Origin of the sequence: Cryptosporangium minutisporangium (assembly GCF_039536245.1) — a bacterium.
Lineage (GTDB): Bacteria > Actinomycetota > Actinomycetes > Mycobacteriales > Cryptosporangiaceae > Cryptosporangium > Cryptosporangium minutisporangium.
Map to the genome: position 1 here is coordinate 196,290 of NZ_BAAAYN010000047.1, position 12,886 is coordinate 209,175.

12 protein-coding genes are annotated in these 12,886 nt (G+C 74.1%); 4 read left to right on the forward strand and 8 right to left on the reverse strand.

Annotated elements, in window-relative coordinates; genetic code table 11:
• Positions 1-28: 28 nt before the first annotated feature.
• Positions 29-3,199 (forward strand): ATP-binding protein, encoded by a 3,171-nt coding sequence (locus ABEB28_RS33750; RefSeq protein ID WP_345732311.1) that lies wholly within the window; start codon positions 29-31, stop codon positions 3,197-3,199.
• On the opposite strand, the gene ABEB28_RS33755 is transcribed toward ABEB28_RS33750, so the two are convergent.
• From ABEB28_RS33755 to ABEB28_RS33765, 3 genes are all read right to left on the reverse strand, one after another.
• Positions 3,157-3,930 (reverse strand): ABC transporter permease, encoded by a 774-nt coding sequence (locus ABEB28_RS33755; RefSeq protein ID WP_345732312.1) that lies wholly within the window; start codon positions 3,928-3,930, stop codon positions 3,157-3,159. The genes ABEB28_RS33750 and ABEB28_RS33755 overlap by 43 nt on opposite strands.
• Positions 3,927-4,856 carry an ATP-binding cassette domain-containing protein gene (locus tag ABEB28_RS33760; protein WP_345732313.1) on the reverse strand — a complete coding sequence of 310 codons (930 nt, stop codon included), beginning with the start codon at positions 4,854-4,856 and terminating at the stop codon, positions 3,927-3,929. Before ABEB28_RS33760 ends, ABEB28_RS33755 begins: the two co-directional genes overlap by 4 nt.
• 88 nt (positions 4,857-4,944) lie before the next feature.
• The gene (locus tag ABEB28_RS33765; protein ID WP_345732314.1) at positions 4,945-5,442 is read right to left on the reverse strand and encodes a winged helix-turn-helix transcriptional regulator; all 498 of its coding nucleotides are present in this window, start codon (positions 5,440-5,442) and stop codon (positions 4,945-4,947) included.
• A gap of 59 nt (positions 5,443-5,501) precedes the next feature.
• Here ABEB28_RS33765 and ABEB28_RS33770 point away from each other — a divergent pair, with 59 nt between their 5' ends.
• Together ABEB28_RS33770 and ABEB28_RS33775 are read left to right on the forward strand one after the other, a co-directional pair.
• Positions 5,502-7,046: a DHA2 family efflux MFS transporter permease subunit gene (locus ABEB28_RS33770; protein WP_345732315.1), complete on the forward strand. Its 1,545-nt coding sequence runs from the start codon at positions 5,502-5,504 to the stop codon at positions 7,044-7,046.
• Entirely contained in the window at positions 7,043-7,885 is an 843-nt protein-coding gene (locus ABEB28_RS33775) for an acyl-CoA thioesterase domain-containing protein (protein WP_345732316.1), read from the forward strand. Before ABEB28_RS33770 ends, ABEB28_RS33775 begins: the two co-directional genes overlap by 4 nt.
• A gap of 81 nt (positions 7,886-7,966) precedes the next feature.
• Here ABEB28_RS33775 and ABEB28_RS33780 read toward each other — a convergent pair whose 3' ends face one another.
• The 4 genes from ABEB28_RS33780 to ABEB28_RS33795 form a co-directional block, all read right to left on the reverse strand.
• Positions 7,967-8,611: a response regulator gene (locus tag ABEB28_RS33780; RefSeq protein ID WP_345732317.1), complete on the reverse strand. Its 645-nt coding sequence runs from the start codon at positions 8,609-8,611 to the stop codon at positions 7,967-7,969.
• The gene (locus tag ABEB28_RS33785) at positions 8,602-9,753 is read right to left on the reverse strand and encodes a sensor histidine kinase (RefSeq protein ID WP_345732318.1); all 1,152 of its coding nucleotides are present in this window, start codon (positions 9,751-9,753) and stop codon (positions 8,602-8,604) included. Before ABEB28_RS33785 ends, ABEB28_RS33780 begins: the two co-directional genes overlap by 10 nt.
• Entirely contained in the window at positions 9,750-10,388 is a 639-nt protein-coding gene (locus ABEB28_RS33790) for a DedA family protein (RefSeq protein WP_345732319.1), read from the reverse strand. Before ABEB28_RS33790 ends, ABEB28_RS33785 begins: the two co-directional genes overlap by 4 nt.
• Positions 10,389-10,569: 181 nt before the next feature.
• On the reverse strand, positions 10,570-11,568 hold the full coding sequence (locus tag ABEB28_RS33795) for a DUF2889 domain-containing protein (RefSeq protein WP_345732320.1): 999 nt from the start codon (positions 11,566-11,568) through the stop codon (positions 10,570-10,572).
• Positions 11,569-11,687: 119 nt separating this feature from the next.
• Between ABEB28_RS33795 and ABEB28_RS33800 the strand changes: the two genes are divergently transcribed.
• Entirely contained in the window at positions 11,688-12,173 is a 486-nt protein-coding gene (locus ABEB28_RS33800) for a cupin domain-containing protein (RefSeq protein WP_345732321.1), read from the forward strand.
• A 41-nt stretch (positions 12,174-12,214) separates the two neighbouring features.
• Here ABEB28_RS33800 and ribA read toward each other — a convergent pair whose 3' ends face one another.
• Complete coding sequence (gene ribA / locus ABEB28_RS33805; protein WP_345732322.1) at positions 12,215-12,877, reverse strand: GTP cyclohydrolase II; 663 nt, start codon at positions 12,875-12,877, stop codon at positions 12,215-12,217.
• Positions 12,878-12,886: the final 9 nt, after the last annotated feature.

The window sequence follows — 12,886 nt, forward strand, 5'->3', positions numbered from 1 at the left end:
CGGTCCGGGCCGCACTACCCTTCCCAGCGTGGGGATCGACCTGGCGCTGCTCTCCCGCGTCGCGTGGCGGGGCCGGGAGGTCACCGCGCCCCGGCTGCGGGCGCTGCTCGCCCTGCTCGCCGACGATCTCCGCACCGGGGCGAGTGTTCCCCGGTTGGTGGACGAACTGTGGCCGGGCGCGCAACCCGAGCACCCCACCAAGGCTCTCCAGGTCCTGGTCGCCCGCGCCCGGACGCTGCTCGGCCCGGACGTCGTGGTCAGCACCCCGAGCGGATACCGGCTGGCGCTCGCTCCGGAGCGCGTCGACGCGTCCGCCGTCGTTCTGCACGCGACCGCGGCCGACCGCCACGCGGACGCCGGGGACCACGCGGCGGCGCTCACCGCCGCCGAGGCGGGGCTGGCGCTCTGGGACGCGCGCCCGGACGATGCCGTGGCCGCGGACGATCCGCTGGCCGCGCTCCGGGCCGCCCGGGCGCCCACCTACCGGGTCCTCGCCCGGGCCCGCGCGCTGGCGCTGGCCCGCCTCGGCCGGACCGCCGAGGCGGCTCCCCTGCTGGCCGAGCTCTCCGCGGAACTACCCCGGGACGAGGGGTTACTGCTGGAGGCGCTGCGTACCGAGTCCGTCCCGGCGGCGCTCGCCCGCTACGACGCGTACCGCCGGGCGATCCGGGACGAGCTGGGCACCGACCCCGGCCCGGAGCTGACCCGCTGGCACCAGCAGACGCTGCGCGGCACCGTCCGGCAGGGCGTCCCGCTCGACCCGAATCCCCTCCTCGGACGCGACGCCGACCGCGCGGCCGTGCTGCGCCTGCTCCGCACGGCGCGGGTGACGTCGATCGTCGGGCCGGGCGGGCTGGGGAAGACCCGGCTGGCCCAGGCCGTCGCCCGCGACGCCGAGCAGCCGATCGTCCACCTGGTCGCGCTGGCCGGCGTGACCGACGACGCGGACGTGCTCCCCGAGGTCGCCACCGCGCTCGGGGCGAGCGACCGGGCCGGACGACCGGGCGGCTCCCCAGACCTGCTGAGCGGCGTCGTGGCGGCGCTCGCCCCGGGTCCGGCGCTGCTCGTGCTGGACAACTGCGAGCACGTCGTCGACGGCGTCGCCGCGCTGGTCGGTGCGCTGGTCTCCCGGGCCGCGGGTCTGTGCGTCCTGACCACGAGCCGGACGCCGCTCGGCCTCTCGTCCGAGTCGGTGTATCCGCTGCCCCAGCTCGACCTGCCCACCACCATCGAGCTGTTCGCGCAGCGGGCCCGGGCTGCCCGGCCCGGCGTCGACCTCCCGCCCGACACCCTCGCGGCCCTCTGCCGCCGGCTGGACGGTCTGCCGCTCGCGGTCGAGCTGGCCGCGGCGCGGGTGCGGGCGCTCTCGGTGCCGGAGATCGCCCGCCGGCTCGACGACCGGTTCGCGCTGCTGCGCGGCGGCGCCCGGGACGCGCCGGCCCGGCACCGGACACTGCACGCGGTCGTCGACTGGAGCTGGAACCTGCTGGAGGAGCCCGGGCGGGACGCGCTGCGGGCGCTGTCCGTCTTCCCCGGTGGTTTCACCGCCGACGCCGCGGCGTACCTGATCGGCGCGGACGACGTGCTGCGCGTCCTGGAGAGCCTCGTCGACCACTCGCTGCTCGGAGTCACCGAGGACCGATGGGGTGTCCGGTTCCGGATGCTGGAGACGGTCCGGGCGTACGGCGCCGAACAGCGGGAGGCCGCCGGTACGGAGAAGGCGGTCAGCGGGCTGCTGGAGTGGGCCCGGACGTTCGGTGCGGCGCAGGCCGGGACGCTCTTCGCCGACCAGCCGTTCGCCGCCGCCGACCGGGTTCTGGTCGAGCTGGACAACCTGACGCTCGCTCTCCGGCACGCGCTGGCGCGCGAGGACGGCGGCACGGTCGCCGCGCTGGCCGCGGTGCTCGGCGCGACCTGGACGGTTCAGTTCGAATACGCGCGCCTCTCCGCACTGGTCCGGAACACCGAGCCGCTGCTCTCGCACTACCGGCCGGAGCCCGCACTGGTCGAGTCGGTGCGCACCGCGGCGGCGCTGGGCGTCGTCCACTCGTACCTGGTCGGCGGGGTGCGTGCGACGCGGTCACTGACGACCCTGCGGCGGCTTCCGCCGGCGCCCCCGACGACGCTGCCCCGGGCGGTGGCGACGATCGTCGACGGACTGCGCACCGGCCCGGCCGGGCTGGACGCGCTGTGCGCGCGGGACGAGCCGCTGCTGGCCGGCGTCGCGAACGTCGTCGCCAGTTACCAGGCCGAGCGGGCGAACGATCCGGACGCCGCCCTGCGCGCGGCCGACCGCGCCCTAGCGGCCGCCGAACGCAGCAGCGGCCCGCTCTGGCGGATCGGCGCACACTCCCGGATCAGCGAGCTCTGCCTCGAGCGTGGCGACGGTGCCCACGCGCGGCACCACCTGCTCGCCGCCCTCCGCCTGCTGGAATCCCTCGGTGGCTCGCCCGACTTCGCCCAGGTGCGGTGGGGAATGGTGCTCGCGAACCTGCAGCTCGGCGACGTCGAGCAGGCCGAGCGGTGGCTCGGACCGGCGCCAGCAGAGCCGACGACGAGCGACGCGTCGCCGCTCACGTTCCATCTCGCGGTGCGGGCGCAGATCCAGCTGGTCAGGGGCGAGGTCGACGCCGGACTCGCGACCTGGCGGACGGCAGTGGCCACGCGGGAGACGCCCGGGCCCGCGGAGGCGGCGATCCACCGTCCCGACCCGGATCCGTGGGACCTGCAACTGCGCGCGGCGCTGGTGGTCGCGCACGCCGCCCACGGCCGGCTCGCGCTGGTCACCGACACCCTGGAGGGTCTGCCCGAGCGGCTGGCCGAGCTGATCCGGACGTCGTCGACGCCGTCCGTGGCCGCGCAGACCGTGGCCGCGGGGACCGTCGCGGCGCCGGCCGTCGGTGCGCTGCTGCTCGCGCTGGGCACCGCGCTGCTCGCCGACGACCCCCGCGGGGACGCGCCGGCGACGGCCGCCCGGCTGGTCGCGCTCGCCGAGCGGTTCCGCTACGCGCGGAGCCTCACCCCGACGATGCGGCCGGAGTGCGTCGCTCCGGTCCCCGCCCGCGTCGACCCGTCGGCGTACCGGGAGGCCGTCTCCGGCTACGCCGACCTGGACGCCGCCGGGCTGCGCGAGGCCGCGCGGGTGGAGCTGGACGCCTATCGCACGGCGCGGGAGAAGAGCCACCGGGCGCCGACGTAACCGGCGAGCGCCAGCCCTCCGCACCAGCCCAACGCCCACCACGCCTGGGTTCCGATCGCATCGCCCATCAGCAGCCCGCGAAGGGTCTCGATGATCGGGGTGAACGGCTGGTGCGCCGCGAACCACCGCACTCCGCTCGACATCGAGTCGGTCGGGACGAACGTGCTGCCCAGGAACGGCAGGAACTGGATCAGCGTCGCCATCGAGCTCGAGCTCTCCGGCGTCGTGAACGCCAGCCCGATCCCGATCGCCAGCCAGCTGACCGCCGCCGACAGCAGCACGACCAGGCCGGCCACCGCGAGCCACTCCCCCGCGGTGGCGGTCGGACGGAACCCGATCAGGACACCGATCGCCAGGACCAGCGCCACCGAGAGCAACGTCCGGACGACGTTGGCGACCGCGTGGCCGGTCAGCACCGACGTGCGGGCGATCGCCATCGTGCGGAACCGGTTGATGATGCCCTTCGCCCCGTCCGCCGTGACGCTCACCGCGGTCGCACCGGCGGTGGCGCCCACGGCGATGACGAGGATGCCGGGCATCACGTAGTCGGCGTAGGTCCCGCTTCCGCTCCCGGCGGCGATCGCGTTCCCGAAGAAGTAGCGGAACAGCAGCAGGAAGAGCGTGGGCGTGGCGATCGATGCGCCCAGCCAGATCGGATCGCGCAGCGTGTGGCGCAGCGCCCGCTGCGACATCGTTCGCGAGTCGGCGAGAGCGGAGGTCAGCGTGCTCATCGGGCGTCTCCGGTCAGCGCGAGGAAGACGTCGTCGAGGTCGGGCAGGTGGACGGAGAGCTCGGACACGTCGATCGCGTCCTCCTCCAGCCGGCCGAGCAGGCTCCGCAGCGAGGGGACCCCGCCGTCGCTGGATACCCGCAGCGTGAGCGCGTCGCTGTCCGGGGACGGACTGGATTCAGCCAGCAGCGCGGTGGCGCGCGCCAGCGTCTCCCCGTCGGCGAAGCGCAGCTGCACGTGTCCCCCGGAGACGCGCCGCTTGAGCTCGGTCGGTGTGCCCTCGGCGACGACCACACCGCCGCTCAGCACCGCGATCCGGTCGGACAGGTCGTCGGCCTCCTCCAGGTACTGGGTGGTGAGGAAGACCGTGACGCCGTCGGCGACCAGCCCGCGGATGATCTGCCACATCGTGCGGCGGCTGCGGGGGTCGAGTCCGGTGGTCGGCTCGTCGAGGAAGAGCACCCGCGGCCGGCCGACCAGCCCCATCGCCAGGTCGAGGCGGCGTCGCATGCCTCCGGAGTAGGTCGCGGGCCGCTTCCGCGCGGCGTCGACCAGGTCGAACTGCTCCAGCAGTTCGGCGGCGCGCCGCCTGCCCTCCCGCTTGCCCAGGTGGTGCAGGTCGGCCATGAGCAGCAGGTTCTCCTCGCCGGTGAGGACGTCGTCCACCGCGGCGAACTGCCCGGTGACGCCGATCGAGGCGCGGACGCCGCCCGGGTCGGACGCGAGGTCGGAGCCGGCGATCCGCGCCGAGCCGCCGTCCGGCGCGAGCAGCGTCGAGAGGATGTGGACCGTGGTGGTCTTGCCGGCACCGTTCGGGCCGAGCAGCGAGAAGATCGTGCCCGCGGGAACGGTGAGGTCGACGCCGTCCAGCACGGGATGGTTGCCGAAGGATTTGCGGAGACCGGTCGCGGCGATCGCCGGTGTCATCTACTCACTCCTGGTTCCGCGTGACCCCGGTGGTCACGCCCAGGAGGAGAGTGCGGGTGTCCGGCTTCAGTCCGGTTCCAGCCCGCTTTCAGCGCCGTTGAACGGCCGCGCTCCGGCGGTTGACGCGGAGGCGGATGCCGTCGGCGTCGAGGTCGGCGCCGGACGCCGAGCGGGCGCGGACCTCGACCGGCTCGCCGGTGGAGTCCTCGACCACCGCGAGCGGCCCCTCGCCGTCGGTCTGCAGGTACCGGTCGCCCCAGCGCATCAACGCGAGCACCGCCGGCAGCAGGTCCTGCCCCATCGGCGTCAGGACGTACTCGTAGCGGGTGCGCTGCCCCGGCTCGCGGTACGGGCGCTTGGCGAAGATTCCGGCCGCGACCAGCTCCTTCAGCCGGGCGGACGCGATCGCGTCGGTGATGCCCACCCGCGCGGCGAAGTCGTCGAACCGGGTCGTGCCGTAGAACGCCTCCCGGATCAGCAGCATCGCCGACCGCGTCCCGACGACGTCCATCGCTTTACCGATCGAGCACGCGGACGCCTGCCACCGGGATCGGTCGGCGAGTGGTCCTTCGAGTCGCATCGGCATGTGGAACAGCTTACTCCTGGCTAGACACAACCGTAGTCAGACCTCTAGCGTGCCTGGCTATGCAGAAGTCAAGCCAGAAGGTGCTCTTCCGATTTCAGGGTGGGCGGGTGGGGGGTGCGGGGCCGGATCTGGCAATCCTGTGCGGCGCCCCGTTCCTCGCCGGTCTTGACCTGTTCGTCGTCAACGTCGCCTTCTCCGAGATCGGCCGGAGCTTCCCCGACCACTCGCTCGGCGACCTCAGCTGGATTCTCAACGGCTACGCGATCGTCTACGCCGCGCTGCTCGTTCCGGTCGGGCGATGGGCCGACCGGGTCGGCAACAAGCCGGTGTTCGTCGCCGGGCTGGTGCTGTTCACCGCGGCGAGCGCAGCCGCCGCCGCGAGCCCGACGCTCGCCGCGCTGGTCGGCTTCCGGATCGTCCAGGCGGTCGGCGCCGCCGCACTGACGCCGACCAGCTTGGGCCTGCTGATCCACGCGGCGCCGCCGGAGCGGCGGGCGGTCTCGGTGCGGATCTGGGCCGCGACGAGCGCACTGGCCGCCGCCGCCGGGCCGGTCGTCGGTGGGCTGCTGGTGGAGCTGTCCTGGCGGTGGATCTTCCTGATCAACGTGCCGCTCGGCGTCGTCCTCGTGATCGGGGCGCTCCGGCGGGTGCCCGACCACCGGGCCGCCGACCCCGACCGCAGCCTCGACCTGGTCGGCGCCGCGCTGCTGACGCTCGGCATCGGCGCGCTCGCGTTCGGGTTGGTCGAGGGCAACGACCGGGGCTGGACCAGCACCGGCATCCTGGTCGCGTTCGGAGTGGCCGCGCTCGCGCTGGCGGGCTTCGGGCTCCGCAGCGCCCGGCACGCGTCGCCGTTGGTGGACCCCGCGCTCTTCGGAGTACGGACGTTCACCTGGGCCGCGATCGCCACCGCGGTCTTCAGCGCGGCGTTCGCCGCCGGTCTGCTCGCGGTGATCCTCTGGATGCAGGACGTCTGGGGCTACTCCGCGGTGCGGACGGGCCTCGCCATCGCGCCGGGGCCGTTGATGGTGCCGCTGTTCGCGCTCGGCGGCGCGGGCCTGCTGCGGCGGATCCCGGCCGGACGGCTGGCCGCCGTCGGCTGCGCCCTCTGGGCGGTGGGCAGCGTCCTGCTGCTGACGTCGGTCGACACGCAGCCCGCCTACCTGACCGCGGTGCTCCCCGGCTGGCTGGTCTGCGGAGTGGGGGTCGGGCTGGCGCTGCCGACGCTCCTGGCGTCCGCGACCGCGCAGCTGCCCCCGGCACGGTCGGCGACCGGCAGCGCGGTCGTGAACATGGGGCGGCAAGTCGGCACCGTGCTCGGGGTGAGCGTGCTGGTCGCGGTGCTGGCGTCGCCGGCCGGGTCCGACGCCACCCTGGAGGCGTTCCAGCGAGCGTGGTGGGTGGTCGCCGCGGTCGCGGTCGTCGCGGCGGTGACCGCGCTCGGCCTCAGCTCCCGCCGCACCGGCCCGCCGACGGTGCCGGCTGGGCCGCCCGTGGCCGTCTCGGCCGCCGCGGCCGACCGGGCCCCGAGCGCCGGTGAACGTGCCGACGACCACGACCACGACCACGAGCACGGCGCGACGCGGCCGGAGGGTGCGCGATGACCACGACCACGGCGGAGACAACGCTGGTCTACCCGGCGGACGAGACGTGGCAGGGCTTCACCGGAGTGCACGGCGGCGTGGTGGTCGCCGCGCTGCTGGCCGCCGCCGACGCGCTGGTGCCCGGCACTCCGGCGACGATCACCACCCATTTCCTGGCGCCGGTCCCGCCCGGCGACCTCCTGGTCGACGCCGCGCTCGTCCACCCGGGCCGGACCGCTGCGGTGACCGCGCGGATCGGCACGGCGGTGACCGGCCTGGTCCGAGTGGTCCGCCCGGCGAGTGCCCGGCCCTCCGCCGCCCCCGGGACGCCTCCCGGCCGCGCGGACGCCGGGACGGCAGGCACCGGGGACACCGGCACCGGGGCGGCTGGCGGGGTTGCGCCGGCGTGGCCGCTACCGGACGCGGCACCCGAGCCGGAAGCCTGCCCCCGGCTCGACCTGCCGGTGCAGCTGGTGCCGGTCGGCCAGCACTTCGAGATCCGGCCGGTCAGCGCGTCGCGTCCGCTCGCGGGCGGGGACGAGCCCGCGTTCGACGTCTGGATCCGCCTTCGCCCTGCGGTGTTCACTCAGCGGGCGTTCGCCGCCCCGGAAGCCGCCGCGATCCTGCTCGACGCGCTGCCGCCCGGGCTCTTCGCGACGCTGCGCCGCCCGGTGCCGATCCCGACCGCGGAGCTCACCGCGCACTTCACTCCGGTCGGCTACCGGCCCGACGGCTGGTTCCGCCTCCGCCAGCGCACGGCCTGGGCGACGGCCGACCTCTGCGTCGACGAGACCGAGCTGCGCACCGCGGACGGCGAGCTCGCCGCCCAGGCCCGCCAACTCCGCCGCATCGTCCGCTAGGCCCCATCGACCGCTAAGCCAGGGGGCGGTGTGCGTTCCGGCGACCCATAGGCGGCCCGAACGCACAACGCTCCGAGCGGATCACGCCCCCAGGTACTGGAGCACGGCGAGCACACGGCGGCTGTAACCGCCGTCGGCGGACAGGCCGAGCTTGTCGAAGATCGCGTTGACGTGTTTCTCCACCGCGCTCTGCGAGATCGACAGGTCCGCGCCGATCCGCCCGTTGGTCTGGCCCTGCGCCATCCGGTCGAGCACTTCCCGCTCCCGCGCGGTCAGCGCCGCCAGCGGATCGGCGTGGGACGAGCGGGCCAGCAACTGCCGCACCACCTCCGGGTCGAACGCGGCGCCGCCGGAGGCCACCCGGGCCAGCGCGTCGAGGAACTCCTCCACCCGCACGACCCGGTCCTTCAGCAGATATCCGATGCCGGACGCGGTGCTGCCCAGCAGCTCGGTCGCGTACCGCTTCTCGACGTACTGGGAGAGCACGAGCACACCCACCGACGGCCACTGCTCGCGGATCCGCAGCGCCGCCCGCAGCCCCTCGTCGGTGTGGGTGGGCGGCATCCGGACGTCCACCACGACGACGTCCGGCGGCTCGGCGGCGACCGCGGCGAGCAGCGCGTCGGCGTTCCCCACCGACGCGACGACCTCGTGCCCCTCGTCGGCGACCAGCCGTTCCAGGCCCACCCGCAGCAGCGCGGAGTCCTCGGCGAGCATCAGCCGCACGGCAGCACCGCCTCGATCGTCGTCGGCCCGCCCTGCGGACTCTCCACCCGGAACCGGCCGTCGAGCGCGGACACCCGTCGGGAGAGCCCGGTCAGGCCGCCGCCGGACGGCTCCGCACCGCCCACCCCGTCGTCCCGGACGACGATCCGCAGATCGTTCCCGGTCTGCCGCACGGTCACCTCCACCGTGGACGCCTGCGCGTGTTTGATCGCGTTCGTCACCGCCTCGCTCACCACGAAGTAGGCGACGGTCTCGGCCACGCTCACCATCGCCGCCGGCCCCTTCTCCGGCAGCTCCACGGTGAGCGCGACCGGCACCGGCGACCGCTCGGCCACGGTCTCCAGCGCCACCGGGAGCCCACCGGCGTCCAGGGCAGCCGGGAACACCCGCCAGGAGACCTCGCGCAGCTCGACCAGCGCGTCCGCCGCCTCGTCGTGGGCCTGCCGCAGCAACTCCGCGAGCCGGTCGTTGTTTCCCTGCTCCACCCGCCGGGCGCGCCCCAGCAGCATTCCGACCGCCACCAGCCGCTGCTGGACGCCGTCGTGCAGGTCACGCTCGATCCGGCGCCGCTCCGCGTCCACCGCCACCACCACCTCGGCGCGCGCGGTGGACAGCTCGGCGATCCGCCGCTCGTACGCCTCCCGGTGCCCGGGGCCGAGAAGGTGCTCGGCCACCCAGCGGTCGACTCGCGCCAACGCCATGATCCCGGAGAAGTTGAGGAACGCCAGCACGACGCCCAGCCCGGTCAGGTAGGCGATGTTGAACGGGCTGGGCTCGATGCCGTCCACCGGCCAGCCGATGAACCAGCCGACGACCAGCGCCACCACCGTCGCCGCGCCCCAGGCCAGCAGCGTGTAGAGCAGGCCGCCGAACAACCCGACCGGCACCCTGGCCGCGAGGTAACGCCACGCCCGTGCGGTGGTCACCACCCGGATGGCTACCGGTCCGTACGCCCGGGTGACCCGCTCCTCGTCGAGCCGCACCAGCGCGCGAGCCCCCGCCCCGAGCCGCTCCCGCGCCCGGCCGCCGGTCAGCACCCACGCCCCGCCGGCGGCCACCAGGTAACCCAGGGCGACCATCCCGGTGCACGCGCCCAGCGCGACACCGACGAACGGCCGCAGCCGACCGGACAGGACCTTCACCGGACCAGTGTCCCCCGGCGCAGCCGACGCAGGACGAACCACCCCACCGCCGCCATCACCACTGCGATCACCGCGTACTGGAGCCACCCGGCGTACCGCTCGACCCGCCACCACTGCTCGCCGAGCTGGTACCCGGCCATCACGAACAGCGTGTTCCACAGCAGGCTCCCCGCGGTCGTGTAGAGCAGGAACCGTCCGAGCGGCATCCGCTCGACGCCCGCCGGTATCGAGATCAGGCTCCGGAACAGCGGGATCATCCGCCCGAAGAACACCGCCTTGCCACCGTGCCGAGCGAACCACGCTTCGGTCCGGTCGACGTCGGTGAGCTTGACCAGCGGCAGCCGGTCCACGACCGCCCGCAGCCGGTCCCGTCCGAACACCGCGCCGAGCCCGTAGAGCAGCAGCGCGCCCACCACCGACCCCACCGTCGTCCAGAACAGCGCGCTGGCCAGGCTCAGTTCACCCCGGCTCGCGGCGAACCCGGCCAGCGGCAGGATCACCTCGCTCGGGATCGGCGGAAAGAGGTTCTCCGCGGCGATCGCCAGCCCGGCGCCGGGGCCGCCGAGTTCCTCCACCAGGTCGACCGCCCAGCCGGCCGGTCCCCCGTCGTCCATCGTCAGTTCCACAAAGGTCATGGCTTGACGCTAGAAAGCACGCCATCGCCCAACCATGGGGCCGACCACCCGGTTGACCAGGCACTCCGCACTACCGCACTGCGGAAAACCCCACCATTGTCGTGGGTCGGAGGTTCGTAGCGCAGAAGTAGAAGGCAAACGCTTCGTCAAGCCAGGCGCCAGGCGCGAACGAACTCACGCGTCAAGACACTAGCGCCGGGACGTCCGCGAGCTGCCGGAGCTGATCGTTGAGGTGCGTGCAGGTCGAGATCCCGGTGAACTCCCGCCGCACCAACGGCCGGAGCTCCCGCACGTCCTGACCCACCAGTCGGGCCGCGCTGGCGCCCGCCGACGGGCACTCCACCCATGGCAGCACCTGCGGCGTCGCGGTCATCGTGCGGATCCGGTGGTCGTCCGGGTCCACCTGTCCGCGCACCGTCCACTCGTGGATGACCGTCTCCCGGCCGTCGGCGTCGACGTGCGAATCGCGGTACAGGCTGTCGATCTCCCACCGCCCGTCCGCCGGCCAGACGTCGAGCCGGCGTGCCCGCCGGACGGCGTGCGGTGGGAGCGGCGGCCGCTCGTGCCACGCCTCCGGGTCGTCCGGAACCACCACGTCCGGAGCGTCCGGGCCGGTCACCGCCGGGATCAACCGGTCGCGCCGGATCCCGACCATGATCGTGCCGTCGCTCCGCCATCCGGAGCACAGATCTTCCCGGGCGATCCGGTCCAGCATTTCACCGCTGGCAGAGAAGCCCCCGGCGCTGAGTGCGACGCCGCTGACCAGCGTCGCCACCGGGAAGTCGTCGAGCAGCAGATGCAGCCGGGTCGCCTCCGCGTACTGCTCGGGCAGGGTCTCCTGGACCCGGCGTCGGAACCCACCCGCCAGCGACGCCCCGGCCAGCGCGGCGAGCCGCTCGTCCGGCGGGTCGGCCGAGATCGCCCGCAACGTCCAGCCGCCGACGTAGTCGACCTCGGCCTCGATCCGGGTGTGCGCCGCCGATCCCTCGGCGACTGTGCCGACTGTGGCGGTGCGCAGGTCGCGCGCCCGGGCGTCGACGACGACCCGGCCGGTCAGCCCATCCGGCCGCAGCATGTCGACGGTGCTGGTCCGGCGCACCGACCCGGGACGCCGGGCGGGCGTTCCGCGCGTGGGATCGTGGGTGCCGTGTCTCGGATGCAGGGCTCGGCCGGACGTCATCGACTCTCCTCACCGAGGACGGGCCAGGTTGCTTCAGCGAACCAACCTCCTTCATACGCCCTGCGCCCGCCCTCGGGCAGGCGAACGCACGCTCCCGCTCGTCCCCTACGGTCGTCGTCATGACCGACCTCCCCGACACCGTCCTCAGCGGCTTCCACCCGGCCCGCTCGGCCGAACAAGTGACCCTGGGCGCGGGCAGCGTGGCCCGGTTCGTCGCCCCCGGCTCCGCCACCCAGGGCCGGTTCGGCCTGTTCGAATGGCGGATACCACCCCGGACGGGCGGCACCGACACCCATCTCCACAAGACGTTCTCGGAGTCGTTCTACGTCACCGCGGGGACCGTCACGGTCTACGACGGCAGCCGCTGGGTCGAGGCGGAGCCGGGCGACTTCCTCCACGTGCCCGAGGGCGGCGCGCACGGGTACTACAACGGCACCGACGAGCCCGCCGCGATGCTGGTCGTGTTCGCCCCCGGCGCACCACGCGAGGCCTACTTCCGGGAACTCGCCGAGATCGCCACCGAGGGCCGCAGACTGACCGACGACGAGTGGATCGAGCTGTGGGCTCGCCACGACCAGTACCCGGTCACCGGTCCTACCACCTAGATGAGGCGGGCCACGGTCGCCCGTGGCCCGCCTCCGGGAGCTCAGCCGGCCGCGCCGTTGAGCGGCTGCTCGCCGGGGCGCAGCCCTTGGTGCCCCATCCGCTCGGCCTTCGTCGTCAGGTAGGCCTCGTTGGCCGGCAGCGTCGCGGCCGGCATCGCGTGGACCTCGGCGGTCCGGATACCGGCGGCCCGTAACGCCGCCACCTTGTCGGGGTTGTTCGTCAGCAGCCGGATCTCCTCGACCCCGATCTGCCGCAGGTAGGCGGCGGCCGGGCCGTAGCTGCGGCGGTCGACCGGCTCCCCGAGCTCGAGGTTCGCCTCGACCGTGTCCAGCCCGGTCTCCTGCAGCGCGTAGGCCCGGATCTTCTGCGCCAGGCCGATCCCGCGGCCCTCCTGGCCGCGCAGATAGAGGACCATGCCTCGGCCCTCCTCCGCGACCAGCCGCAACGCGGTGTCGAGCTGGTCACCGCAGTCACAGCGCTGCGAGCCGAGGGCTTCCCCGGTCAGACACTCGGAGTGCACCCGGACCAGCGGCGGTTCGCCGCCCGGTGGCGCTGAGTGCTCAGTGGGCGGCGTCCGCATCGAGAGAGCCAGGTGTTCGACGTCGTCAGCGCCGGAGAAACAGACGGCGTCGAAGACGCCGTGGCGGGTCGGGAGCTTGGCCCGCGCGAGTACACGAACGGTCGCCGGAGCGGTCGTGGTCACCGGTCACCA

What these genes read in the sequence shown, in the direction of transcription:
- ABEB28_RS33755 (WP_345732312.1), bottom strand. Translation starts at nt 3,930, where the DNA reads ATGAGCACGCTGACCTCCGCTCTCGCCGACTCGCGAACGATGTCGCAG.
- ABEB28_RS33760 (WP_345732313.1), bottom strand. Translation starts at nt 4,856, where the DNA reads ATGACACCGGCGATCGCCGCGACCGGTCTCCGCAAATCCTTCGGCAAC.
- ABEB28_RS33765 (WP_345732314.1), bottom strand. Translation starts at nt 5,442, where the DNA reads ATGCCGATGCGACTCGAAGGACCACTCGCCGACCGATCCCGGTGGCAG.
- ABEB28_RS33770 (WP_345732315.1), top strand. Translation starts at nt 5,502, where the DNA reads ATGCAGAAGTCAAGCCAGAAGGTGCTCTTCCGATTTCAGGGTGGGCGG.
- ABEB28_RS33775 (WP_345732316.1), top strand. Translation starts at nt 7,043, where the DNA reads ATGACCACGACCACGGCGGAGACAACGCTGGTCTACCCGGCGGACGAG.
- ABEB28_RS33790 (WP_345732319.1), bottom strand. Translation starts at nt 10,388, where the DNA reads ATGACCTTTGTGGAACTGACGATGGACGACGGGGGACCGGCCGGCTGG.
- ABEB28_RS33795 (WP_345732320.1), bottom strand. Translation starts at nt 11,568, where the DNA reads ATGACGTCCGGCCGAGCCCTGCATCCGAGACACGGCACCCACGATCCC.
- ABEB28_RS33800 (WP_345732321.1), top strand. Translation starts at nt 11,688, where the DNA reads ATGACCGACCTCCCCGACACCGTCCTCAGCGGCTTCCACCCGGCCCGC.